Source organism: Micromonospora maritima (genome assembly GCF_902825405.1).
GTDB classification, from domain to species: Bacteria; Actinomycetota; Actinomycetes; order Mycobacteriales; family Micromonosporaceae; genus Micromonospora; species Micromonospora maritima.
In genome coordinates this window covers 1-22963 of record NZ_CADEAU010000037.1, presented here as the reverse complement: position 1 = coordinate 22963, position 22963 = coordinate 1, and the positions used below count along the sequence as shown (strand labels likewise).

Genomic DNA, 22963 nt, shown 5'->3' with positions numbered 1-22963 from the left:
TGGCCGCCAGGCGCGGAGCCGTCGGGCCCTCGGCCGTCCGCGGGCCGGCTGGCGGTCGGCGCGGGGCCGCCGGTGCATCCGTAGCGACGACGCAGCACCTCCACAGCCTTGTCGCGCGGGCTGACCCGGTCAGCCAGGGTGCATACGTCGCGGCGTAGCTGCTCCAGCTCCTTGTCCTGGCCCGCCATGGCGGCGTCGCGCTCGCGCCGGCGCCGATCCAGGTCGGCGGCGAAGTCCTTCTCCAGCCGAGCGATGCGCTCGTCGGCTGCGCGGTCGGCGTCGGCGCGCACCGTCTGCCCGATCAGGTAGGTGGCGGCGTTGGTCAGCACGATGGCCAGCGCGACCGAGATGAGCACGACGCGCAGTCGCCGCTTGATGCCCTGGCCGACGAGCGGCTCGTCAGCTAGGACCGGGGACAGCCGCCTACGGCGCCTCTCAGACATCGTCCGCCTCCCGCCGTCCGGTCTCGGGATTGATCCCATGGCGGATCAGGTAGCCCTCGTAGCGCAGTCGCTGCTGGTGCTCGGTGGTCCAGGCTTCCTGCCACTGGCGCGTGAGGGCGCGCTGGTCGTCCAGCTCCTCGTCGATGCGCTTCTCGAAGCGCGCCTGGCGGTTGTCCCCGACTTCGGTCCTCTTGCTTCGCAACGCGAACCAGCCAGTTGCGAGGGCCACGGCCAGGGTGACGCCCTGGCCGACCCAGAGCAGCTCTACCGGCGGCGGGGAGCTAGCGCCGCCGGCCGCCGCGATCATCCACAGCGACTCTGCTGCGGATCGGACACGGTTCGGGAGCGCGGCGAACCACACTCAGCCACCTCCCACCTGCCGCGGTGTGGCGCGTGCTGCCAGAACGGCCAGCACGGCGACGACGAGAACGGATGCGGGCGCGCTCCAGGACAGGACCTTCGCGTGGTAGATCCACGCGCTGACCAGCCCGGCGGCCCAGGTCATGTACCAGACGGCGTACAGCCACAGGCAGGTACGCAGCAGTCGCTCGCGGCCGGCGCGGCCGGCGCGCTGCGCGCCGACGAGCGCGGCGACCGTCAGGGCGAACAGCACGACGCCGCGCAGCCTCATGCCGCCGACGGGCGGGAGGCTGCGCAGCACGTCGTACGAGGGGGCCTGGTAGGCGAGGTCGCCCACCAGGAGGCCGAAGGAGTCCCAGGCGGCCTTGGCCAGCACGACGACCACGACGGTTCGCCAGCGGATCGTCGGTGCGACCGGAAGTAGACGGGGCGGATTGGCGGTGACCATGGGGCTACGCGGTCAGCTTCGCCAGCTCGGCGGCCAGCTCGGCCGGGTTCTGCCCTGCGGCCACGAGGGCGGCGGCAACCTCGGCGGCGCTCTTCGCGCCGAGGCCCTGCAGCACGCCGTCGACGATCTGCTGCTCGTCGACCGGCGCCGGCGCGGGCAGCTCGCGCAGCAGGGCGCGGATCTCCTCCGGGTTGGCCGATTCGCGGGCCAGGGCCTCGCCGAGGGTCTTCAGGGTGGTGACGAGCCAGACGGGGCTGCCGCCGCCCTTGAGGTCGGTGCGCACCTTCTCCCGGCCGTTGGCGAGAGCCTCCAGGCGGGAGTCGGAGTAGCTGACCCGCTCCACCAGGGCGGGCAGCAGCTTGCCCAGGGTGGTCAGAGTGGCCGCGTGCGCGTCGGTGAAGTTGGCCATGTCGTCTCCGTTCCTGGCCTGCCAGGTGGCCAGCGACTCGCCGCGCAGCACCGACAGCACCCCGTCCAGGGCGGCCTTGTCGTCGCAGAAGCGGCGGATGATGGACAGGTGCAGGTGCCACAGGTGGGTCTTGTCGCGGCCCGGGTCGGGGCCGGAGTCGGCGCCCACTCCGAGTGCTCGGCCGCCGGTGAGGACGTAGCAGTAGACGGTCTTGCCGTCCTTGGTGCCGATGAACTCGCGCAGCACCGGGCCCTGGGCGGTGAAGAGCCGGGGGTCTCGGGCGCGGGCCGCGGCGTCGAGGCGCGTGGTGTAGCGGATCATCGCCTCGGTCGACATGGTCAGGTCGATCGCTGAGGCGAAGTCCTTCGAGCCCTGCTTGTCGTCGGCCACGTCCCGGCCGCTGGAGTAGTCGCTGCCGGGCACGGCCGCCCGGTAGTTGTGGTAGCCGGGCTTCGGCGCGTAGACCCCGCCGAGCTGCACGGTCGGCTCCAGGGCGTCGAATCCGAGCCAGAAGTCCCAGAGCGCGCCGCTGATCCGCGTGGGGTTCGGGTTGGCCGCCACGGGACACCTCCTGTCGTGGTGGGTGCGCAGAGGCCGCACCGTGCCGGTGGGCGCGGTGCGGCCTCTGCTGCAGGGAAGGTCAGGCGGCGGGCGTCGCCGTGTAGCGCGAGGGGTCCGTCGGGTCCTGGACCACGTCGTAGCCCGGCGCGGTGACCGCCCCGTACGTGACGGTCGAGCCGACGGTGGTGGTGCCGGTCGCGGTCCCGGTGACCTGGTCCACGGTGAAGTCGCCGGTGAAGGTGACCTCGGCGGGCGCCTCGGCGCCCTCGATCACCATCTGCATGGTGATCGGCTCGCCGGGGGCGTACTGGGACTTGTCGAACACGATGATGCCGTTGGCCATCTGGGGTGGTTCTCCTGTCGATCCTGCCTGCAAGGGCATGTGTTCTCCCGGGGCCGGCCGGGCGGCCGGTGCCGTGTGGTGGTGGACGGGGGCCTGATCAGAGCGGCACGCCGGGCACCAGCCCAGCCGGGCCGGAGGAGCTGGGCGCCGGCGCGAGCGCGATCGACCACAGGACGACCTCGGTCTGGGTCTGGGAGGCGGTCAGGGTGCGCGCGTAGTTGCCGGCGGGCAGCGGGCGCCCGGAGTCGTACACCGCGACGGTGATGTCCTGGCTGCCGGCCGCGTTCGAGGCCGCGTCCCAGCGCTCGACGTCGCTGGTGTCCGAGCATGTCCAGGTCGTGGCGGTGCCGGTGTTGGTGTGCCTCGTGAGGACCATGGTGATCAGCCAGCCGCCCTCGGGGACCGCAACGGTCGGGGCCGTGTGCACGGTTCCGTCGGTGGTGCTGGCCTTGGAGGCGAACGCGGCGATCGGCGTGGTCGCGTCCAGGCCCTTGTACGCACCGATCCAGCCCGCGTTCTTCCGGCCGCTGACCAGGTCCCAGGTGTAGGTCGGCGGCTCGGTGGCAGCCTTCCTGGCGTATGCGAACGACGACAGGTTGGTCCCGTCGACCTGCGTGCCGAGCCGGGTCAGTGGCGGTTCGGCGTCGAAGGTCGTCGCGGCCCCCATGTAGCCGTAGAGGGCGACGAGCTGGTTGCCGTCGGCCACGCCGGCCGGCCGGGAGACGGTGCACAGCGCACCCGCCGCGGCGTTGAGCGTCCTGGCGTCCGCCACGAAGGTGACGCCAGTCGGCGCTGGCGGCGTGACCGCCGCTCCCGCGATCAGCTCGCGGAGCTTCTGCTCCTCCTGGGTGCGCCCGGTGGCCACCAGGTCGTCTCCGCCCACGTGGAACCAGGTGGCGGTGAGGGCTCCGTCGGCAGTGACCTGGTTGACGAACTCCTGCATCCAGGCGAGGCATCCGGCGCCGGTGGCGGTGTCACCCGTGACCCGCTCGGCGCCCCACTCTCCGATGAGGTAGGGCTTGTTGACCTGCGCGGAGAAGTTGCGGATGAGGGTGAGCATGTCGGCTGGGGCGCGGTAGGAGCTGCTGGACTCGTTGTAGATGTCCCATCCGACGCAGTCGATCATCGAGGCGACTTCGGCCGGCCACCACGTGGCGTCGGGGTTGGCGTTGTGCTCCCACCAGTAGTGGGTGTAGACCGGGCACAGCAGGATCCGGGAGCGCGCCGAGTGCGTGGCGAGGGTGTTGCACATCTGCGCCCAGCGGGAGCGGAAGACGCTCGGCGTCGGGTCGCCGCCATCCTGCTGCTCGGGCTCGTGGTGGTAGGTCAGGACGAGCCGGACCGTGGCCGGCATGTCGTCGAGCCACTTCACGAGGGCCGGCACGTCCCAGAGCTTGAAGCTCAGGTGGATGAGCACGCCGGCCTGCACCAGCGGGCCCAGGACGGTTCCCGTCCAGCTCGGCAGGGTCTGCGAGGAGTTGCGGAAGACACGCACGGCCTGCGTGTTGGGGTACCTGGCCAGCGTGTCCGCGATGGACTCGCCGCCGGGGCACCAGCCCAGCCTGGTGGTCATCGTCTGGCCTCCCTCGCGGTCAGTAGGCCAGCACCTGGACGGTCAGCTTGGTGCCCGCGGTCGTCGACCCCGGCTGCACCACGTCCACCGTCAGGTAGCCGCCAACGGGCCAGGTGTTGCTGGCCAGCGACGACGCCAGGCCCGTCCACCGCTGGCCGGCGGGGATGGTGGGGCGGTTGGCGTCGGCGTACGCGGCGACGCCGTTGATGCGCAGCTGCAGGATGATCGGCTGGCCGGCCGGGGTGTTGCCGCCCACCGAGGCCACGAGGTTGCGAATCGTCAGCGGCACGTTCGTGGGGTTGTAGACGCGGTACTGCCCGGTCTCGGTGGCCACCGCGTCCTGGTGCCACGTGAACGGCAGGCCGACGTTCGGAGCCCTCCAGGACCCGTTGGGCTCCCACCAGCTCACCGGCACGCCGAACGTGTCCGTCTGCTCCAGCACGTGTGCGGTCTGGGTGGGCTGGCCACTGACCTGGACTGCCACGGAGTTGCCCCTGGCCGAGGAGACCCGCAGCTCGCCCCTGTCGTTGAGGCGGGTGGTCCGCTGCCGCTGACCACCCTCGCCCTGGCTGGCGTTCGACCACGCCTGCATCAGGTCGCTGGCCTGGGTGTTGGCGTTGGCGCGGATGATCAGGCGCGTGCCGCTGTCGTCGGGAGACTCCAGCGTCTTGGGCCCGGTGACCGTCTGAGCGCTGGCCAGGTCGACGACGCCGGACAGGCCGCTCACGGCCCGCAGGGTGTAGGTGCCGGTGGCGCCGTCGTAGGCGAGCAGCTCCCCGTCGGCCGGCGAGTCGATCTCGACGTCGGCCAGGTCGCCGAGGGTGATCACGTGCGGATTCGGTGCCGCGATGTGCGCCCGCAGGTCCGCGTCGGTGCGCCCCGCCTGCGCAATGACGTTGAGCAGTTCCTGCTCCGTCTGGCCCTTGATGATCAGCCGCGGGCCGCCGTTGGCCGACGCCCACATCGAGGCGATGCCGTCCGGGCCCTGGAAGGGCGGGATGGTGCCGACCGACCGGCCGTCGGAGCCGTCGGAGGAGAAGATGGAGCCCACGGCGGTGTTGCTGGCGTTGATCAGGTCGGTCAGCTGCTCGCCGCCCACCTCCTGCGTCCAGAAGGTGATCTCCGCTCCGCCGAGCGACTGGACCAGGTCGTTGACTCCGTCGACGTCGTCCCGGGAGCTGAACGTCCAGTCCGTCAGGGTGCCGCCGTACCAGAAGCGGGTCATTCAGTACATCCCTCTCGTCAGGTGTACGCGAAAGAGCCCGGGCGAGTCGTCGGCCCGGGCTGAAGGAAGGAGCAGGTCAGGCGGCGGTGAGCCAGGTCAGCGAGCCGTCGATCGAGCGGTCAGCGCCGACAGCGATGCCAGCGAGGGTGACCACGTAGACACCGCCGTTGGGCTCGACGCGCAGAGCGGCGGCCTCGCCGCCGGACCACCAGACGGCAGCGCTCTGCACGGGGAAGGTGGGCGCGAAGCCGGCCGGCAGGCTTCCGACCTTGGTCTGGGAGCCGGCGGGGAAGATCGCGCTGGGGCGCTTGACCTTCAGGTTCAGCACGGCCACGCCGGCGCGCCGCTGGAGGCTGTTCTCCGTCGCGGCGAACCCCTTGTCCACGGTCATCTTGGTGACGCCGCTGTCGTCCCACGCGGTCACCCAGCTGCTGCCGGTCCCCACCAGGTACCTGCCGGTCGGGTGCTCCCAGACGACCCGGCCAGCCTCGAAGGGTGGCCGGGAGTCGGGAGTGCAGCGGATCTGACCGTCCGAGCCCAGGTACCAGCACTTGGTGGTGACGTCGCCGGCGGCGATGGTGGAGGCGTTGTGCGCGACCCGCACCGCGGCCAGCGGCAGGTCGAAGAAGCCGGCCGGCCCGAGGTTGCGAACGGGCGACGGGGCGACAGGGTTGGCCGCCGGCGTGCCGGTGATGACCACCGGCGTGATGCTGTAGTCGCTGCGATTCAGGCGCGCCACGACCAGGTCGATGCGCGGACTGCCGGACGTGTTCGCGGCCAGCTGCGGCAGCACGGTGTCCGTGGCTCCGGACTGGAAGGCTCCGCCGCGCAGGTTGCCGTCCACGCCCGCCCGGACGCGCACCGTCCGCACGCCGGCGTCGGCGATGACCGGCGCGGGGTCCGTGGGGAAGCCGTGCACGCCGTCGGGGACGGACTTGCAGGTGAGCAGCTCGTGCTCGTACTCGGTGACGAAGCCGCCGTTGTAGTCCGGGCGGGGGAAGCTGGTGAAGGCCACGGCGCTCCTTTCAGGTGGCCGAGGAGGGCATGGCTCGGCGCTCCATGCGGGCGAGCCGCTGCTCGATGAGGCGCATGCGGTTGATCCACTGCGGGTCGCTCGTGGCGTCCTGGCCGCCGACCATCGCGCTGACCAGCTCGCCCGCGGTCGCCCACGCCTGCAGGTGCACCAGGCGCACCAGGTCGGTGACCTCCTGGCCCGGGCCGACCTCGACGGAGACTCGGTCGCCGAGGCCGTAGTGCTCGCCGTAGTGCTGGTCTTCGGTGTCCCAGGCCGAGGACTGCAGCCGGACGGTGGCGGTCTCGCGGGCGAGCGTCTCGTCGGCGGCAGCCTGCAGCTCGGCCGGCGGGTCGTTGCCGGCCCGGGCGACGTACATCTCGCCGCGCTGCCACACCGCCTCGGTGGCGGCGGCGGTCCGGCTGGTGATGAACCGGTCGGCCCCCTCGCCCTGGCCACCGACGATGGCGGTGGTGGCGTTGGGGGCGCTCTCCTCGTAGCCGAGGTAGCGCAGGTTGCCCAGCCCGAACGAGAACCGGACACTGCCGGACAGGTCGCGCGGGCCGTAGGTCTCGAAGACGATGCTCTTGCCGACCTGGCGGGTGCGGAAGCCGATGTCCCCGCCGGCCAGGGCGATGGAGCGCATCGCGTCGCCGAGCTGCTCCAGCCGCAGCTTGCCCGTCACGGTGGTGCCGACGCCGGTCGCCCCGCCCATGATCAGCTGCGGAATGCGACGCTCGGGCCTGGCGCCGGGGCCGGCGCTGACGTTGGCCAGGTCCTGCAGGACCGTCTCGACGTTGGCGTTGTACTCCCAGTAGTCGCGGTCCTGGGCCTCTGCGGTGAGCGCCGGGTTCGGCATGGCGATCCGGTTGACCACGAGCGCCAGGTCGTCGGCGAACTCGATGGTCAGCTTGCCGATGCCGCTGTTCTCGCCGTCGTCGGAGCGCTCGATGAACTTGCGCTCCCATGGGCCGGCCATGAAGATCTGCCCGTCGCGGATGACGACGATGCGGTTGCCGGGATCGAGCTGCTCGCGGATCCACGGATGCGCGGGCATCGTGAGCTGACCGCTGGAGACCTCGTTGAACCGCAGCGTGCAGTCGACGGTCTCCCAGCAGTAGATGGGGTCGCCCACGACCTCGCAGTTGCGGTCGGTGACCAGGATCTGGATGGCCATCGGCTACGCCGTCTCGTAGAGCGGGTAGAACGACAGCTCAACCTGAGTGCCGGGGCCGGAGCCGGTGACCTGGAAGTTCACGTCGTTGGTGCCGGGCAGCAGAGCCCACAGCACCGCGCCGGGGAAGTTGAGCTTGCCGCTGAGGTTCTCCCCGTTGTGGCCCCGGATCAGAGCGCGGTCGGCGGTGATGGTGATCGTGGCGGTCTGACCGGCGAGCAGGTTGTGGGTCAGGGTGAAGCTCTCGCCGGTGGTCTCGTTGGTCGCGACCAGCTGCGCTGCGGGGCCGGTGATCGTCCAGCTCGGGTAGACCTCGATGTCGCCGCCGTTGAACACGGTGCTCTCGCCGAGGGTGCGGGAGCTGGAGACCGTCAGGTATGGGCGCAGGTAGGGGCTGCCGCCCGTGCCCTGGTAGGTGCGTCGGATGAACTGCCGGTCGACGGCGCGGAAGTAGCCGTCAGGGCAGAACAGGGTGAGGGTCGGGTTGGCGTAGCGCACGTTCTCGCCGGGCTCGCCGCCGAAGCCGTCCTCGTAGAGGCAGTCGATGGCCCGGGCGCGGTCGCTGCCGTCGGGGCGGTAGATGGTGAGCGTCCCGGCCCCGCGGTACTTCGTCAGCGTGAAGTGGCGCATCAGCCGGCGGTACCGGTCAAGGAACTGCAGGTGCGTGTCACCGTAGACGTGCAGCGGCCAGGTCAGCCGTCGCGGCTCCCGCCGCTGATGGCGCACGCTCACGCCGCCCCGCGGTAGCGGGTCGGTGACGAGCGTGACCGGCGCGGCACCCCACCCGGCCACCTCGGGTCGGGTGAACCACCCGTGCGCCTCGTGCGGGCCCGTCAGCTCGACGACCGCGCCCTGGGGGTCGGCCCAGGTGGCCCGCATGGCGCCGACCACGGGATCCCGGGTGACCGGGACCGTGGTCGGCGCCTGCGGCGTGGTGGTCGGCGGGGAGGGGACCAGGATTCCTGCGCGGAGCGGCAAACTGACTCCCTTCCCCGCCGGTCACGCCAGCGGTGTCACCGGGGACGGCCGGGCCTGGCCGCCGCGTCGCGGGCGTTGGCCCACGCCGTGAGGCGTCCGTGATCGAGGTCGGCCTTGGCGAAGTGCCAGTGGTGGGTTTCGCCGCCGGCGTCGCCGGACTGGCGCTCGGCGAGCAGCGCGCTGATCTGGGACCACTGCCCGTCGGTGAACACCGGCTCGGGCTTGCCCGTGCCGTTGTAGACGGTCGTGAAGCCAGGGGGGAGGTATCCGCCCTGGTCGTAGGCCCAGTGCAGGTGCGCGTTCGGCATCCCGGCCACGCCGTGGTTGGCCAGCAGTGAGTCCGAGAACTTGTGGTGCTGGCCGTTCCAGATGTTGCGGAACTTGTCCCCGAGCCAGATCAGCTCGCGCGTGGCCGAGAAGAAGTTGTCGTGGATGTAGTCGAAGACGTCCTGCCTCGGGGGCAGGTCGACCGCACGACCCTTGTCTCCGTCGGCCGCGATCATCGCGTGGTACGACAGGCTGCCCGACGCGGTGCGCGAGCCCGGGCGGAAGCCGGAGTAGAGCGGCAGGCCGGGGAACTTGGCGCGGAGGATCCGCATCATGTCCGCCGAACCGATGCCGCCGCTGCTCGCCGTTCCCGCGCCGGCGCCCATCCGCTTCAGCACGACCGCCAGCGCCTCGTCCTTCGTGGGGACGTAGGCGTCGGAGACGTCGACGACGAACGGCCACTGCGGCACGGGGCCGCCCTTGGCCAGCTTCGGCACCTTCGAGCCGATCAGGCCGCCGGTGGCGTACCCGGGCAGCATCTCCTTCGGGATGAGCCTGCGGCGCACCGCCTCCATGAAGCCAACGCCGTAGTAGTTGACGGCGTCGGCGGGCTGCATGTACTCGCCCAGCGACGCCCAGATCGGCACGTCGTCGGACCTCGGTCCACCGGCGCCCAACGGCGTGCCGGTGACCGGACCGCCGTCCTTCAGGCCGCCGGCCCCCGTGTAGTCGCCCGGCTTCGTCTTGGCGCGCTGCTTGCGCCACTCCTTCGCCGCCTCGTCAGGCGTCAGCCCCTGCTCCAGCGCGAACTGCGCGATCTGCAGGTTGACCAGCTCTTCGTAGATCTGCTGGTAACCCTTGGTGGTGTAGGCCGTCTTCACCTCGGGCGGGATCTCGCCGTAGGCCGCGATCAGCTCGCGGGCCTTCTTTTCGTTCAGGCCGGACTCGCCGGCCTCCTTGATCAGAGCGTCGATCCGGGCCTTGTGCCGCCTTGTCGCCTCGTCCATCGGCACGCCCGACTCGATGTCGGCGATGTACCGGTTGCGGACCGACTCGGCGGCTGCCTCCAGGGCGTCGCGGTTGCGGCGCCCTTCCTCGGTGTTGGACGACAGGCTCTTCGACCGCTTGTCGATCTCGTCCTTGGCGATCAGGCCCTGCTCGGCCTGCAGCTTCAGACTCTCGCGGTTGCTGTCGACGGAACTCTTGATCCCGTCCAGGGCGGCCTGGTGGCGCTCCTCCGCCTCGATCGCGCTGATCTTGGACTTGGTCGCCTGGTCGATCGCGTCGCGCAGGATGTCGGCCTTCTGGGCCGCGGTGAGCTGAGCGTCGCCGTAGAGCCTGAGTAGGCCCTTCAGGTAGTTGATCCGCTCGCCGTACTCGGCGAGCTTGTCGTTCACCTTGCGCTGCGAGTCAGTCAGGGCGGGGCCCTTGGCGAGAGCCTCGTCCTGCGCGGCGGTCAGCGCGGCCTGCGCTCGGGCATTGAGGTTGAGCTGGGTGAACTGCTTCTCCAGGGCGCCGATCTGCCCGTCGAGCGCGTCGGTCTCCTGACCGATCTGGATGATGCGCTTGATCGTCTGGTCGGCGTCGTCGTCGGCCATGAGCTGACGCTTCTCTTCCTCCAGCGCCTTCCTCTTGGCCTTCAGGACGTCGAGCACCCGCATCTGGGCCGCGGCCTCACCCTCGGCCGCGTCGGCGATGTCCTGCACGGCGATGCCGTACCGACCCGAGATGTCGACGAGCTTCTTCAGCTCCTCGGACTGGGCGATGACGTCGCGCACCGAGTCGGACGAGAGGTCCCTCGTCTCCCGGTACGCCTTGCCCAGCAGGTGCAGAGCCTGAGTCAGGTCGTTGACCTTCTGCTCCTGCTCCTGCGACTTGCCGGTGAAGTAGACCGCCGCGAGGGTCGCCGCCGTGATGGCGGCACCCCACGGGCCGCCGAGCACGCCGACGAGGCCGCCCAGAGCCCGGCCCGTGACCTTGGCGCCCGCCTGGACGGTGCCCAGCGCGGTCGCCAGCGTCCGGGTGCCCAGCTGAGCGCTGCCCAGCCGATCCCGGAAGGTGGTCAGGTGGCCGCCGAGGGTGCCGAAGGCGGACGTGACCCGCTCGGTCGACGCCCGGCCGGCCTCCTGCACCGAGTTCCACGCCCGGCCCATCGCGCCCGCGGCTCCGTACTCCGTGCGCAGGTCGGACAGCCGGCTGCGCGTGTAGAAGTACGCATCCCCGGCCTGCCTCATCACCTCCGAGCCGGAGGCGCTGATCTGGGTCCAGGCGCGGCCCGCCCCGCCGGCGGTCAGGTACTCCATGCGCAGGTCGGACAGCCGGCCACGGGCGTAGAGGTAGCTCTCGCCGGCCTGCCGCGCAACCGCCCTGGTCCGCTCCTGCACGCCCGCCCACTGCGTGGCGGCACCAGTCGTGGTCAGGTAGCTCTCGCGCAGCTCCGACAGACGCCCGCGGGCGAAGAAGTAGCTGTCGCCAACCTGCTTCATCGCATCCCGGGTGCGCTCCTGCAGGGAGCCCAGCGCCTGCTGGGCGCCGGCGAGCGCACCCCACTGGCGGGCGAACGTGCCCACCTGGTCGCCAGTGGCGGCCATGGCCGATCGGGACTCGCGCATCGCCATCAGAGACTCGCGCTGCGCCGCCACGGACGAGGCCCACACGTTCTGCAGTCCGCCGAGCGCGTTGCGCAGCCCGGTCGCCCGCTCGCTGGCGAAGGCGGTGGCCTTGCTCCAGCTGTTCTGCCACAGGGTCGACAGCCGCTGCGCGCTGCTGAAGGCCAGCATCGCCGCAGCCAGGCCACCGATGACAACCAGCAGCAGCGTCAGGATCGGCATCGGGATCGCGTTGAGAACCTCAACGAAGCCCGTGAACGCCGCGAGCACCACCGCGCCGATCGGCGCCGCCGCCTCGATGAACCGGGCCACGAACGTGATCAGCTCGCCGAGCAGGTGGATCACCGCAGGGCCGTTCTCCCGGGCGTAGGCCAGGAAGTCCTGGAAGCCCGTGCTGGCCCAGAGGTTGGCGCCCCAGTCGCGGAACCGGGCGGCCAGGGACTCCAGCCCCGACCCGATTTCGCCGTTCAGGCCAGTGAAGGCCATGATCATGCCGAGCGCGCCGGTGGCCACATCACGGGTGATGCGGTACAGCTGCTGCAGCATGGGCACTGCCTGCTCGCCCAGGAAGGCGAAGAAGCCGCGCCACGTCGAGTCGGTGGTCAGGAACTGCACGGACTCGGCAGTCAGGTCGCCGACCGCGTCGGCCACCCGACCCATCCAGTCGGTGAAGGCGGGCAGGTACGGCAGCACCGTCTCGATGGCCCGCTGCACGCCGGGCAGCAGCCCGCGGGCGGCGGCGGCCTGCAGGGCGTCGAACTGCGGCTTGAGGCCGTAGATGAACCTGGCGAAGCGCTGGCTGGCTGGGTCGAGGTCCTCCATCACCTTGCGCAGGTTCTGGAACGCCTCGCCGCCGGCGACCGTCGTCTTGTCGATGGCCTGCCCCAGCGCCCGCTGGGACGAGATGACCTGCTGCTGCGCCTGCGCGATCGAGAACGCCGACTGCCGCTGCTGCTCGGTCTGCGAGCGCTGAGCCTCTGCCACCCGACGCTGCGCGTCGGCGACCTTGCGGGCGCCGTCGAGCTGGGCGCGCTCCACGGCGTCGCGGGCCTTCTGTAGCGCCCGCTGAGCCGCGGCGACCCGCTCGTCCGCCTCCGAGATCCGGCGACGGGCGGCGAGCACCTGGTCGGAGCCCTCGATGCCCTTTCGGTTGGCCTCGGCCTGCTCGCGAGCCAGCTCCTGGCCGCGCCGCTGCAGATCCTTGATCTGCTGCACGCGGCGCTCATAGGTGATCCTGGCGGCCTCCCGCTCCGCCTCGGTGGCCCGCGGGTTGGCCAGGAAGCGATCCAGCTCCTCCTTGGCCTCACGCAGGTCCAGGGTCGCCTGACGCTGGTCGAGCGCGTTGTTCTTGATCTGGGAGTCCAGGTCGGCCATCGCCTCGGCGGCATCCCGGTACGCCCGGGTCAGCGCCTGGCGAGCCTCCAGCGCGTCCCGGTTGACCCGGGTCAGGTCGCGCTGAGCATCCCGCTCACGCTCGTTGGCGTCCCGGACCGCCTGAGCGGCGTCGGCGCGGGCGTCACGCACCGCGCGCTCGGCGTCGGCAACCTGCTGGGCGGCGCGCCGGGCGGCCTCGGCCGCCGAGGCGCGCGTGTTCGCCAGGGAGCGCTGCGCGCTGGTCACCGCATCGGTGGCCGACGCAACCCGGTCCTGAGCGGCGGCGAAGGCCACGGAGGACTTCTGACTGTCCTGCTGGTACTTGTGCAGCGCCTGGACGGCGTCGCCGATGCCGGAGAAGCCGAGCACGAGGGCGCCGACGCCGGCGGCGGCAGCAGCCGCGGCCGTGCCGATGAAGCCGATCGAGGCGGCAGCCGCGGCGGCCACCGGAACGAGTCCGGTGCCCAGCGACAGCCCGCCGGCGATCAGGGCCTCCAGGCGCGACAGCGAGACACTGGCCTGCTCGCCGATCTCGCGGATGTCGTCCTTGCCCGACAGCTTCAGATCGATGCGCCGGCCGTCGAGCCGGTCGGCCATCCGCTCGGCCTCGGCCAGCCGGGCCGCGGCCTCCAGCGAGTCGACGTGGATGGCCAGGTCCGGGTCGGACTGGCCCAGCTCGACCAGCGCCGCGCGGATCTGAGTGATGTAGCGCAGGGCCTCGGCGGCGTCGATGTCGACGCCGATGCGCAGATCCTTGAGCCTCTCCAGGTCGGCGCGGATCTGACGCACGGCGATCTCGCCCTGGGAGGCGTCGATCGGCAGCGGCGTCTCGGGCAGCGCCTTGAACGCCGCCTCGATCTGCTTGGCCACCTTGCCGGCGAAGGTCCTGCCGAACGCCTCGTCGGCCTCGCGGCGCATCGCCTCGGCGAGCCGCTTGGCCTCCTGCGCCGCTTCGCGGTCGCTGCGCTCCTTGCGCTGCTGCGCCTGGCGGACCTCGAACTGCTCCTGGCGCTGGCGCAGCATCTCTTCCTGGTCAGCCTTGCGCTTGAGGCGCTGCTCCTCCAGGGCCTCCACGCGCTTGGCCAGCTGCTCCTCGGCGTCGGCCTTGCGCTTGAGGCGCTGCTGCTCCAGGTCGGCCAGCCGCTGACGGCGGGCCTCGGCCTGGTCGTCGAGGCGCTCCTGCCGGATGGCCTGGCGCTTGGCCTCGGCCTCGGCCTCCTTCTCGGCCCGGGCCTGCGCCTCGCGCTGAGCCTTCTCGACCGAGGTCATGGTGGCCTGGAAGGCGTCGTCGACGGCCTGCAGCGCCTGGTCGGCGTTCCACCGCAGCTCGGCGGTCTCGCCGGCCCTGACGACCTGCTCCAGGCGCTGGCGCACCTTGGTCAGGCGCTCCATGAACTTGGAGTCGTCGATGTCGATGCCGATGCGCTTGCCACTGAGGTCCAGCAGCTCCTTGCGCAGGTCATTGACCTCGTCGCGCGCCCGGTCGTTGAGGTGGTTGACGTCGAGGGTGGACAGCTGCTTGGCCGCGCGTCCGACGTCGGAGGTCACCTTCCGCTGGAAGGCGCCCATCCGGTCCTCGATGATCGACAGGAACCGGTCGATCTCGGCGCGGGCGGCGGCCAGGTCGGAGCGGTACTGCCGGCTCGGCGACACCTGCTCCTGGGCGGCGAGGGCGTTGCGCAGCGCGCGAGCCTCGTTGATGACCTCGCCCTCGACGCCCGCGGTGAACTTGCGGCTCGACAGGCGCTTGGCCCAGTTGCTCAGCTCCACCATCCGCTGGGCGTCTTCGCCGCCGATCGCCGGGCCGTCGAGCACCGGCTTCGGCAGACGCAGGTGCGCCGCGGCGGCGCGCCGGCGGAACTCCTCCTCGAAGAAGTCGACGTACTTGCGCGCGGCCACCTTCGCGGTCTGCTCGGTGGCCTTCTCGACCTGCTTGCTCGCGTCGCCGGTGCTGGCCGCCAGGGCCTCGCCGATCTTCCGGCCGTCCTGCTCGGCGACCTTCTCGGCCCGCTTGATGCCCGCCTTGACGCTCTGCGCCATGGTGTCCGGCAGGGCCTTCTCGACACCCTCGCCCAGGTCCTTGGCGATCTTCTCCGCACCCTTGCGCAGCTCGCGCTGGATGTGGTCGAACGAGGGAACGATCTGGATGTACGCGGTGCCGATCTCGTACGCCACCGGAACCCCCTTCGGTCAGGGCGCCGGCGGGGGCGGACTCAGCGAGAGCCCGCCCCGTTCGCGGCTTCGTGCGGCAACATGCGGGCCACCAGGGACTTGTGCGTGCGCTCGCGCTTGCGGCGGCGGGCGCGCTCCAGCGCGGTGACCGGTCGGGGCATGGGCCGGGGCGGGCCGGGCTTGACGCCCTTGAGGCCGGCCATGGTGCGGATCGCCTCCATGACCAGGTCGCACAGGTCGGTGAGCCGCTCGACCTCCGGCGAGAAGTCGGACATCCGCACGCGCGGCGGCTTCTCGGTGGGGTCCTTGGCGAGGACCTGCTTCGCCCACTCCTCGTCGTTGCTCATGGCGTCGACGTAGTGGGAGTTGCGCGGCAGGCGGTCGATCCAGTTGAGCAGCCGGCGCCAGCGCCGGGCCCGCCACTCGGTGCCCAGGTCGAAGCCCGGGTAGTGGTGCGGGAGGTCGGCCTCGATGGCTCGCCCGTACCTCTTGATCAGGAGGGCGAGCCGGGCGCTTCCCCCGGGCTCGGCAGGCCGTAGTGCTTGCTGTAGGCCTCGACGAGGCGGTTCATCTTCCAGCCGGGCAGGTCCAGCTCGAAGAACTCGTCGCGGTCGTCGGCCGGCAGCGCCAGGCTCATGAAGAACACCGGGTCGCGCAGGGCGACCAGCAGCTTCTGCCAGTCGATCTCCTGCGGGTCGCTCATCATGAACCGCTTGCCGGCGTGCCGGAAGGTGAACGGGGCCTTGGCGTCCTCGCGCTCCAGGGCGTCGAGGTCCAGGGCGACGTCCGGCTGCTCCTGCGGCTCGGGCCGGGTGTCGGGGTTGCGCTCGTCGTTGCTCATGAGCTGTGGGCTCCTTCGCGATGGAAGTCTGTGGTGGGGGTGGGTCAGCGGCTCTGGTTGCTGCTGTCGGGCTTGGTGGAGGCGGCGCCGTTCGTCTTGGCCGGGGCGCTGGCCTGCTCGGTCTTCTCCACCCAGCCGTCGAAGCGCAGGGCGACGACGTCGGACGGGGAGTACGCGGCGCGCTCCTTGCCGTCCTTGGTGAAGGTCTTGATGGGGTTGGCGGACTTCGCCATCGCGGACTCCTCCTGCTTGCCGTGGGCTGGGTGGAAGCCGGGGCGGCCCGAGCCCACAGCGGGCCGCCCCGGCGGTCACAGGCGCACGGCGAGGGCGACAGGGAGTGCCCCCGCCGCCCTCGGTGCGCGTGGATCAGCTGGTGGCCTGGTCGATGCCCATGGCGTCGAGCAGGGCGAGCCAGCCGGGTCCTCCGAAGAACCACTTGTGGCTGAAGCCGGCGGTGGAGTCGTCGAAGCCGGTGAAGGTCATCGGGTACGAGATCGGGTCGTCGCCCTCGCCGTACTGCTGCTCGCCGAACTCCGTGATGCGGGCGTTCGGCATGTACCGGGCGAGGTAGATCTCGCCGTCCGAGGACTGGTCGACGAACAGGCCGAGCGCGTGGTAGTACCGCGGGTTCGGCAGGTTCGGCTTCTCGATCTGCACCTCGCCGGTCGTGAACGCGGCCTTGAGGTTGGTCGTGTCGATGCCCGTGTAGAGGCCCAGCGTGAGCAGGGACGTCTCCTGGGCGACCACCTGCATGGTGATCGTGTCCCGGGTGATGTCCTCACGGGTCGGCTCCGTCGAGCCGAACGACTGGACCTGCGAGGACTCGGTGGTCCGGCCGTACGTGGCGCCCGCGGTGGACATCCACCCCAGGTCCTTCCAGTCGGTCGGCAGGGTCACCAGGTCGGCGGACGAGCCGGTGGTGATCGAGGCGAGCAGGGCCGCGGACTTCGGAGCGATGAACACCGAACCGTCGCGGGCCTTGCGGATCAGCTCCTGCTTCTTGTCGCGGAGCGCGGAGTACGGCATGCCGTAGCCCTTTCTGTTGGGGCATGAAAAAAGCCCCGACAAGCGGGGCGACTGGAACGGTGTGGGCTAGCTCGTGGCGTAGCGCCGCGAGACGACGCGGTAGGTGGCGCCGAAGCGGCGCACACCAGGGCCCCAGGGCCGCTCGGCGGGGCCGCCGGGGCAGGTGATGCGGTCCAGCACGGCCGGGCCGACGGCGTGCGGCCGGCCGGTCAGGAACTGCCGGACGTCCTCGGCGAGGGGCTCGGCCAGGTCGTAGCGGGCGGCGAAGACGTCGACGTCGACGAAGGCGTAGTCGTTGACGTTGTCGCTCACCCCGCCGGGGCGGCGGATGATCCGGATGAACGGCAGCACGTTCTGCAGGTCCTCAGGCGTCTCGCTGCCGGCGTGCCCGGGCCCGCCCGCCAGGGGCTCCAGGAGGGCGGCGAGCGTCTTCTGCACGTCGGGGAAGCGCACGCCCATCAGCTGTCCCCGAAGTCGAGTTCGATGCCCGCGTCGAAGTCGGCGTCCTCGGGCGGCTCGTAGCCGGTATCGCCGCCGGGCTCGTCGAGGTAGGCGGAGGTGTCGAAGCTCCACAGCCACTTGATGGTGTCGGTGAGGACGTAGTGGCCGGGGATCTCCCGCTCGCCACCGAGCCGCTTCTTCACGGTGTGGCCGAACTCGGTGATGATCGCGTGCCGCGCGGTGTTGGCCACTCGGCCGGCGACGCGGGTCAACGGCCACTCAGGCGTGATGCCGTGCACGATCGAGATGTCGACCTCGAAGGCGTCGACGTAGTGCTTGCGCCCGGCGCGCTCCTTCTTGCCGCGCACCCCGCCGTCGCGGCGCCACTCGTTCGACCGGCCGACCCGGGCGGTGGCGAGGGTGACGGCGTGGGCCTTGGCCAGCTCGGCGTGCCGGGTCACCAGCGTGGTGCAGCCGGGCCCGACCGCGATGGCCTTGATGGTGTTCCGGTTGAGTTCGAAGTGGCTGAAGCGGACCTGGGTCATGGGTGCCTCCTCAGCCGGTGATCAGGCGCAGCAGAATCACCACGCCGGCGCTGCCCCAGTCCTGGGGCTTGCCGTCGACCTCGTACAGGTCCGCCCGTACGCGCACCTTGTCGCCGGCCTTGACGTCCGTGCTCGGCGCGCCGGGGGGCGCGTAGATGGCGCCGTCGGTCAGGACCTGGTTGGCCCCGTCGAGGACCTCGGTGGTGGGGCCGGGCGCGAACAGGCAGCCCGGGATCTCGAAGGTGTCCCCGCTGCCGGGGAGCGGGTCGCCGAACCCGTCCCTGCGTGGCGGGCGGATCACCTGGACGGTGATCTGGTCAGTGCCAGCCACGGTCGCCCCTCAGTCGGTAGGCGAGGTTGTCGCCCCAGACCGTCCGGGCGAGCCCGGGCTCGGCGAAGACCGTCCCGGCGGGCAGAGCGGAGCTGTCGTCGATCGGCGCTGTCAGCAGCGCCATCTCGGAGTCGCTGATCACGAGCAGCCCGGCAGCCACCGTCGTGTCGTAGGTGGTGGAGAACGGACCGCGGGTCTCGGCGCGCAGACCGTTGGGGTTGCGCAGCACGCGCAGCACCATGTTGATCACGGCCATCGCGGGCGCGTCCGCGGCGAGCGCCCCGTCGGCGACCAGCTGACCCAGGCCCGGGAAGTGCGCCCGCAGCATCTCCGACGCCCGGCGCAGCAGCGCTGCGGTGAGCGCCTCCTGCGCCGGCGTCATCGTCCCGAACAGCTCGGCGACCTCGCCGACGGTGGCCAGCGGCGGCGGGCCCGTCGTCGAACGGGCCCGCACGTAGTACCGCTCGACCGCGTTGACCGTGCCGGAGGCGCTGAACCGCGCCTCCCACACGCCGTCGCTGGCCGGCGCGAAGGTGTAGGAGTAGGCGCCCGGAACCTCGGTCGACTCGGGCACCGGCGTGTTCTGCAGGACCGGTTCGCCGGCGGGGCTGATCCACGTCACCGTGACCGTGGCGCCCGCTGTGGTGCTGAAGGTCAGCTCCAGGGCGTCCCCGACGTCGACAACGCTCACACCGTCCTCCTCACGCTCGTCTGGGGGGCGGCGCCGGCCGACACCCGGGCGACCGGGCCGGTGCCGGCGATCCGGGCCGCGGCGGTCCGGACGGTCACCGAGTGCGTGGCGGCACGGAAGACCAGCCGCACCGGCGCCGCGTCGAGGCGCAGGAGGGCCGGGGCGAGGTGCACGACGTACTTCGCGACGGGGACGACCGCCGGCGCGGCGAGCTGCATCAGGGCCGGGGTCAGCGCCACCGTCACTGGCAGCGGCTGCGGGTTGACCGGGATGGCGGTCAGGCGCAGCGCGACCGGCGTCAGCGTCCGGTTCACCGGTCGCGGCGTCACCGTCGGGGCGACCGGGGTCAGCCTCAGCTCGGCCACGGTCAGGGTCACGTCCACCGGGCCGGTGGCCGGGAACGCGATCACCCGCACAGCGATCAGGGCGATCATTGCCGACGTCAGCGTCACCGTGGACGGCGGCGGCCCCGCGGCGACCGGCGCCGGCGACAGCGTCAGGGCCGCCGGGGTCAGCGTCACGGTGACCGGCAGCGGGTCGGGGGCGACGGCCGGCGCGGTCAGCGCGATCGTCGCCGGAGCCAGCGTCACCGTGACGGGGCGGGCGGCCGGCGACACCGGCGCAGCCGACAGGGCGAGGCTCGCCGGAGTCAGGGTGATCGTCACCGGCAGCGGGCTGACCGTGAGTGCCTGCGCCGAAAGTGCCATCGTGGCCGGCGCCAGCGCGACCGCCACGGCGAGCGGCGCCGGCGCGAGGGCCGGCGCGGTCAGCACGAGAGTGGCGGCCGTCAGCGTCACGGTCACCGACAGCGGGGCGGGCGAGACCGCCAGCGCGGACAGGGTCAGCACTGCCGGCGTCAGCATGACGCTCACCGCGAGGGGTGCCGGGGACACCGCCGGCGCGGTCAGCGTGAGCGTGGCCGGCGTCAGCGCCACCGTGGAAGCGGTGACGGCCGGACGGATCTCGACCAGGCCGGCGATCAGCGACGCGCTGACGGCGTTGGTCACGGCCACGGACTCGCCGCCGTAGCTGCCGCTCGCGCCGACCAGGCGCCGGGCGCTCGACATGGCGACGTTGGCGCTCGTCGTCACGCGGGAGGTGGAGTCGTCGATCGACTCGGTGTACGCCGCAGGCCAGTCGTGCCCTGAGGGGATCGTTCCGCTGGCAACCCGCGCGTGGGCGAAGCCGTGAAGCGCGGAGCCGGCTGCCACACCGGTGAGCGTCGGGAGTGCCCGGGAGGCGACCGCCGCGGTGCCGGCGGCGGCTGCCTGACCAATCGGGTTCGCCTGATCCGCGCCTCGGTAGGCCGCGATGCTCCAGCCGCCGGTGACCGAACCGCTGTTGGTGATGACGGGCGCTGTATCGCCGGCCTGCAGGACGCGGTACCAGGCGTAGATGCGGGAGTTGGTGCCCTCGTTGGTGGGGTTGGTGATGCCGGTGATCGGCGACCATCCGACGGGGGTGGTCATGCTCAGGTTGGTGGCCGAGACATGGCCCACCAGGACCGCCACGTCGCCAGCAGCCCATCCGACCGGCAACGACGTGGTGAAGGAGGCGCTGGTGGCGGCGATGCTCGTGCCAGAGGATGCAGCTACGAACGCGACGGCCACCGCAGCCTCCCGCTATCAGCTGGCGCGCACCAGGTCGGCGATGTTGACGTTGAGTCCGCCGTCCATCGGCACGGGGAAGCCGGTGGTGAAGACGATCAGGACGTCGCGGGCGGAGTCGTTCGCGCCCGATCCGTCGATCAGCGCGACGCCCTGGGCGGTGACGCCGGGGGCTGCCGCGTAGGTGAGGTTGGCGTAGTCGAGCGAGGCGCGGTCCGCGGCGTCGTCCTCGGCGACCGCCCCGCCGGAGAGCGACAGGCGCTCGCCGTGGATGTTGACGCTGGCCACGGCGTCCAGGTCCGCGACGGTGTTGATGTCCGGGTTGTGGACGCCGGTCTGCGTGCCCGTGATGACGATCATCTGGGCGTTGGCGCCGAGCGTGGCCAGCAGCGCCTGCAGGGCCCGGGCCTTGCCCCGGTTGGTGACGGTCTCAGCCATGGGTCCCTCCGCGGCGCCTTGGCCGCTCGGTCAGGTGGTGGATGCACCACCAGGCCCCCGCCGGGAAGGGCGAGGGCCTGGTGGTGCGGGGTCTCACTGCCCGTCGACCTCGATCACGCCGGCCTGCTCGCAGGCGGCGATGATCTCGTCTCGGGTGGCGTCGGCGTCGAACTCGACGCCGCTGGCCTTCGCGAACGCCTCCCAGGCGTCCGCTCCGGAGCCCCGGCCGGATCGCGGCGGGGCCGGGATCCGGGCCGGGCTGGAGGCGGGGGCCGGCGCGGAGGCCGGCACCTTCCCGCCCTCCCAGGCGGCCGGGTTGGTGATGCGCCGGGCGACGGCCTCGGGCAGCGGGTCGTTGGGCCCGTAGGGCTGCCCGTCGACGTAGACGTAGGCGGCGAGCTTGCTCATCGCCACCCCGCCGCTCAGTAGACCTTGGCGGTCAGCAGCCGCCGCGGGTCGGTGATGACCGGCATGCCGGTCGCCGAGACCTTGGTCCAGGTCCTCACCGGGTCGCCGTCCTTCATGACGACGCCGACCAGGCCCGGCAGCTCGCTGAACACCAGGTCCGGGTTCTGGCCCGACGCGAGGGCCAGGCCCTCGGCGGTGATGCCCCAGTAGGTGTTGCCCAGCGTGGCCGGGTCCTGCGGGAGGTAGATCATCCGGTCCAGCGGGATCGGCCGGGTGGCCGTGCCGTCGACGTCGACCTGGGTGTTGTACTCCACGATCTGCGGCAGGTCGTGGGCGTCCAGGATGGCGTTGAGCTGCTGGCGGGTCAGGATCGGCGGGGCGCCGTTGACGTTGCCGACCATGTTGCGCAGCGTCTCGTTGCGCAGCATGTGACCCACGACGGTGCGCGAGGTCAGCGCGTACGCGGGGGCCTCGCCGGCGTCGTCGGTGTAGACGTCCGCCCAGGCCCGCATCTCCGACAGCGGGTCGGAGGCGGCGTAGTCGGTCCACGCGGTGGCCGCGGTCGGCAGGTGCGACGGGTCGACGCCGAAGTCCGCCTCGATGGTCAGCCCGTTCTCCCCCTGGAGCGTGAAGCGGCCGTCGACCAGCACGTCCCCGCGGCTCAGCTCCTGGCGGAACAGGATCGCGTTGCGGTTCAGCTCCGCGTCGTTGTAGACGGCCTCGATCAGGCGGGCGGTGTTGTCGCCGCCGGAACGCACGCGCTCCAGCTGCAGGTACTCCTCCTCGCCGATGACGGTCTTCTGGCCCAGCGGCGGCATGGCGACCCGACGCCGCTCGAACGAGTCCCGCTGGCCGATCGGGGTCTCGGCGTCGAACGCGCGGAACTTCGCCGCACGGTTGGTCCGGAACAGCGTGTTCCAGGCCACCTCGATGTCGCCGATGGTCCGGTCCGGGAGCCAGCGGTTCAGGGTCAGGTTGGCGGGACCGGGCAGGTTCCGCACGAAGCCGGTCAGGACCGCCGGCTCCACGAGATCGCGATCGATCATTGGTCAGGCGCTCCTCAGCGGTAGGTGAACTTGCCGGCCAGGTCGGTCTTGGCGGCGGCGTCGAGGCCGTGACCCGAGGGCAGGCGCGACTCGCGGATGAAGCCGTGCTCCATCAGGGCGGCGGGGGCCTTCTGGTCGGTCGTCGCGCGCAGCTGGACCGAGGTGAAGAGGTGGCCGGCGGCGACCTCCTGGCCGTTCGACTTGGTGTTGTCGTAGGGGCCGTAGAGCCCGGTCGCGGTGACGCGGGCCAGGACGGTGCCGCTGCGCAGCTTCCCGCCGGCGAAGTGGGTGCCGGCGGTGAAGAGCGAGGGGTCGATGGTGATGGTCCGGGTGGCCGTGGTGCCGTGCGCGGACGCGAGCCACGACCGGTCCTCGACACCGAAGGTCTCGGTACGGACGGTGATGTCCATGAGGGACGTAGTCCTTTCGGAAGGTGTGCGTGAGCGCGCCCAGCGCGGTGAGATGGCCTGCTACGCGGCGGGCGGAGGCGACGCCTTGCCGGCGCGGGCGAGGGCGAGCAGTCGGCCCGCCTCCAGCCCGGAGGGCTTGGTCGTCGTCGGGGTCCCCTGGCCCATGTCGAGCGGGGCAGTGGCCGGCGCGCCCGTGGCGGGGGCGACGGCGACGGGAGCGGCCGGCGTCGG

General features: G+C 71.7%; 24 protein-coding genes. All 24 read right to left on the bottom strand.

The window, feature by feature from the left end:
* The coding region (locus HUW36_RS06850; RefSeq protein WP_174527345.1) for a hypothetical protein at positions 1-443 on the bottom strand (443 nt) is incomplete at its 3' end.
* Positions 436-750, bottom strand: a complete 315-nt coding sequence (locus HUW36_RS06845) for a hypothetical protein (protein ID WP_174527344.1) — start codon at positions 748-750, stop codon at positions 436-438. The genes HUW36_RS06845 and HUW36_RS06850, both read right to left, overlap by 8 nt.
* 54 nt (positions 751-804) lie before the next feature.
* The gene (locus HUW36_RS06840; RefSeq protein WP_174527343.1) at positions 805-1251 is read right to left on the bottom strand and encodes a hypothetical protein; all 447 of its coding nucleotides are present in this window, start codon (positions 1249-1251) and stop codon (positions 805-807) included.
* Positions 1252-1255: 4 nt separating this feature from the next.
* Positions 1256-2221, bottom strand: coding sequence for a hypothetical protein (locus HUW36_RS06835; RefSeq protein ID WP_174527342.1), 966 nt, complete (start codon positions 2219-2221; stop codon positions 1256-1258).
* Positions 2222-2300: 79 nt separating this feature from the next.
* Positions 2301-2564, bottom strand: coding sequence for a hypothetical protein (locus HUW36_RS06830; protein ID WP_174527341.1), 264 nt, complete (start codon positions 2562-2564; stop codon positions 2301-2303).
* Positions 2565-2661: 97 nt separating this feature from the next.
* On the bottom strand, positions 2662-4137 hold the full coding sequence (locus HUW36_RS06825) for a glycoside hydrolase family 26 protein (protein ID WP_174527340.1): 1476 nt from the start codon (positions 4135-4137) through the stop codon (positions 2662-2664).
* Between the two features lie 19 nt (positions 4138-4156).
* Positions 4157-5362, bottom strand: coding sequence for a hypothetical protein (locus HUW36_RS06820; protein WP_174527339.1), 1206 nt, complete (start codon positions 5360-5362; stop codon positions 4157-4159).
* Between the two features lie 76 nt (positions 5363-5438).
* Entirely contained in the window at positions 5439-6377 is a 939-nt protein-coding gene (locus tag HUW36_RS06815) for a hypothetical protein (protein WP_174527338.1), read from the bottom strand.
* Between the two features lie 10 nt (positions 6378-6387).
* Positions 6388-7551 carry a siphovirus ReqiPepy6 Gp37-like family protein gene (locus HUW36_RS06810; protein WP_174527337.1) on the bottom strand — a complete coding sequence of 388 codons (1164 nt, stop codon included), beginning with the start codon at positions 7549-7551 and terminating at the stop codon, positions 6388-6390.
* Positions 7552-7554: 3 nt separating this feature from the next.
* Positions 7555-8526: a phage distal tail protein gene (locus tag HUW36_RS06805; RefSeq protein ID WP_246247934.1), complete on the bottom strand. Its 972-nt coding sequence runs from the start codon at positions 8524-8526 to the stop codon at positions 7555-7557.
* A 35-nt stretch (positions 8527-8561) separates the two neighbouring features.
* A complete protein-coding gene (locus tag HUW36_RS06800; RefSeq protein WP_174527336.1) occupies positions 8562-14951 on the bottom strand; it encodes a hypothetical protein in 6390 nt (2129 codons plus the stop codon).
* Between the two features lie 38 nt (positions 14952-14989).
* Positions 14990-15295 carry a hypothetical protein gene (locus tag HUW36_RS06795; protein WP_174527335.1) on the bottom strand — a complete coding sequence of 102 codons (306 nt, stop codon included), beginning with the start codon at positions 15293-15295 and terminating at the stop codon, positions 14990-14992.
* A 146-nt stretch (positions 15296-15441) separates the two neighbouring features.
* Positions 15442-15789, bottom strand: a complete 348-nt coding sequence (locus HUW36_RS06790) for a hypothetical protein (protein ID WP_174527334.1) — start codon at positions 15787-15789, stop codon at positions 15442-15444.
* Positions 15790-15833: 44 nt separating this feature from the next.
* A complete protein-coding gene (locus tag HUW36_RS06785; RefSeq protein ID WP_174527333.1) occupies positions 15834-16022 on the bottom strand; it encodes a hypothetical protein in 189 nt (62 codons plus the stop codon).
* A 133-nt stretch (positions 16023-16155) separates the two neighbouring features.
* Positions 16156-16815 (bottom strand): phage tail tube protein, encoded by a 660-nt coding sequence (locus HUW36_RS06780; protein WP_174527332.1) that lies wholly within the window; start codon positions 16813-16815, stop codon positions 16156-16158.
* Positions 16816-16881: 66 nt separating this feature from the next.
* On the bottom strand, positions 16882-17274 hold the full coding sequence (locus HUW36_RS06775; RefSeq protein WP_174527331.1) for a hypothetical protein: 393 nt from the start codon (positions 17272-17274) through the stop codon (positions 16882-16884).
* Positions 17274-17801 carry a hypothetical protein gene (locus HUW36_RS06770; protein ID WP_174527330.1) on the bottom strand — a complete coding sequence of 176 codons (528 nt, stop codon included), beginning with the start codon at positions 17799-17801 and terminating at the stop codon, positions 17274-17276. The genes HUW36_RS06775 and HUW36_RS06770 overlap by 1 nt, the downstream gene beginning before the upstream one ends.
* Positions 17802-17811: 10 nt before the next feature.
* Positions 17812-18132, bottom strand: coding sequence for a hypothetical protein (locus HUW36_RS06765; protein WP_174527329.1), 321 nt, complete (start codon positions 18130-18132; stop codon positions 17812-17814).
* Complete coding sequence (locus HUW36_RS06760) at positions 18119-18823, bottom strand: hypothetical protein (protein WP_174527328.1); 705 nt, start codon at positions 18821-18823, stop codon at positions 18119-18121. Before HUW36_RS06760 ends, HUW36_RS06765 begins: the two co-directional genes overlap by 14 nt.
* Complete coding sequence (locus HUW36_RS06755; RefSeq protein WP_174527327.1) at positions 18820-20433, bottom strand: hypothetical protein; 1614 nt, start codon at positions 20431-20433, stop codon at positions 18820-18822. The genes HUW36_RS06760 and HUW36_RS06755 overlap by 4 nt, the downstream gene beginning before the upstream one ends.
* A 15-nt stretch (positions 20434-20448) precedes the next feature.
* Complete coding sequence (locus HUW36_RS06750) at positions 20449-20868, bottom strand: hypothetical protein (protein ID WP_174527326.1); 420 nt, start codon at positions 20866-20868, stop codon at positions 20449-20451.
* 93 nt (positions 20869-20961) lie between these two features.
* Positions 20962-21276 (bottom strand): hypothetical protein, encoded by a 315-nt coding sequence (locus HUW36_RS06745; protein ID WP_174527325.1) that lies wholly within the window; start codon positions 21274-21276, stop codon positions 20962-20964.
* Between the two features lie 14 nt (positions 21277-21290).
* Positions 21291-22322, bottom strand: coding sequence for a major capsid protein (locus HUW36_RS06740; RefSeq protein ID WP_174527324.1), 1032 nt, complete (start codon positions 22320-22322; stop codon positions 21291-21293).
* A 14-nt stretch (positions 22323-22336) separates the two neighbouring features.
* Positions 22337-22732 carry a head decoration protein gene (locus HUW36_RS06735; RefSeq protein WP_174527323.1) on the bottom strand — a complete coding sequence of 132 codons (396 nt, stop codon included), beginning with the start codon at positions 22730-22732 and terminating at the stop codon, positions 22337-22339.
* Positions 22733-22963 lie beyond the last annotated feature (231 nt).

Excerpts from the sequence above, each read along its gene's own strand:
- HUW36_RS06825 (WP_174527340.1), bottom strand. The coding sequence starts at position 4,137 with ATGACCACCAGGCTGGGCTGGTGCCCCGGCGGCGAGTCCATCGCGGAC.
- HUW36_RS06740 (WP_174527324.1), bottom strand. The coding sequence starts at position 22,322 with ATGATCGATCGCGATCTCGTGGAGCCGGCGGTCCTGACCGGCTTCGTG.
- HUW36_RS06840 (WP_174527343.1), bottom strand. The coding sequence starts at position 1,251 with ATGGTCACCGCCAATCCGCCCCGTCTACTTCCGGTCGCACCGACGATC.
- HUW36_RS06745 (WP_174527325.1), bottom strand. The coding sequence starts at position 21,276 with ATGAGCAAGCTCGCCGCCTACGTCTACGTCGACGGGCAGCCCTACGGG.
- HUW36_RS06735 (WP_174527323.1), bottom strand. The coding sequence starts at position 22,732 with ATGGACATCACCGTCCGTACCGAGACCTTCGGTGTCGAGGACCGGTCG.
- HUW36_RS06795 (WP_174527335.1), bottom strand. The coding sequence starts at position 15,295 with ATGAGCAACGACGAGGAGTGGGCGAAGCAGGTCCTCGCCAAGGACCCC.
- HUW36_RS06830 (WP_174527341.1), bottom strand. The coding sequence starts at position 2,564 with ATGGCCAACGGCATCATCGTGTTCGACAAGTCCCAGTACGCCCCCGGC.
- HUW36_RS06780 (WP_174527332.1), bottom strand. The coding sequence starts at position 16,815 with ATGCCGTACTCCGCGCTCCGCGACAAGAAGCAGGAGCTGATCCGCAAG.
- HUW36_RS06750 (WP_174527326.1), bottom strand. The coding sequence starts at position 20,868 with ATGGCTGAGACCGTCACCAACCGGGGCAAGGCCCGGGCCCTGCAGGCG.
- HUW36_RS06770 (WP_174527330.1), bottom strand. The coding sequence starts at position 17,801 with ATGACCCAGGTCCGCTTCAGCCACTTCGAACTCAACCGGAACACCATC.
- HUW36_RS06785 (WP_174527333.1), bottom strand. The coding sequence starts at position 16,022 with ATGGCGAAGTCCGCCAACCCCATCAAGACCTTCACCAAGGACGGCAAG.
- HUW36_RS06845 (WP_174527344.1), bottom strand. The coding sequence starts at position 750 with ATGATCGCGGCGGCCGGCGGCGCTAGCTCCCCGCCGCCGGTAGAGCTG.
- HUW36_RS06775 (WP_174527331.1), bottom strand. The coding sequence starts at position 17,274 with ATGGGCGTGCGCTTCCCCGACGTGCAGAAGACGCTCGCCGCCCTCCTG.
- HUW36_RS06820 (WP_174527339.1), bottom strand. The coding sequence starts at position 5,362 with ATGACCCGCTTCTGGTACGGCGGCACCCTGACGGACTGGACGTTCAGC.
- HUW36_RS06790 (WP_174527334.1), bottom strand. The coding sequence starts at position 15,789 with ATGAGCAACGACGAGCGCAACCCCGACACCCGGCCCGAGCCGCAGGAG.
- HUW36_RS06810 (WP_174527337.1), bottom strand. The coding sequence starts at position 7,551 with ATGGCCATCCAGATCCTGGTCACCGACCGCAACTGCGAGGTCGTGGGC.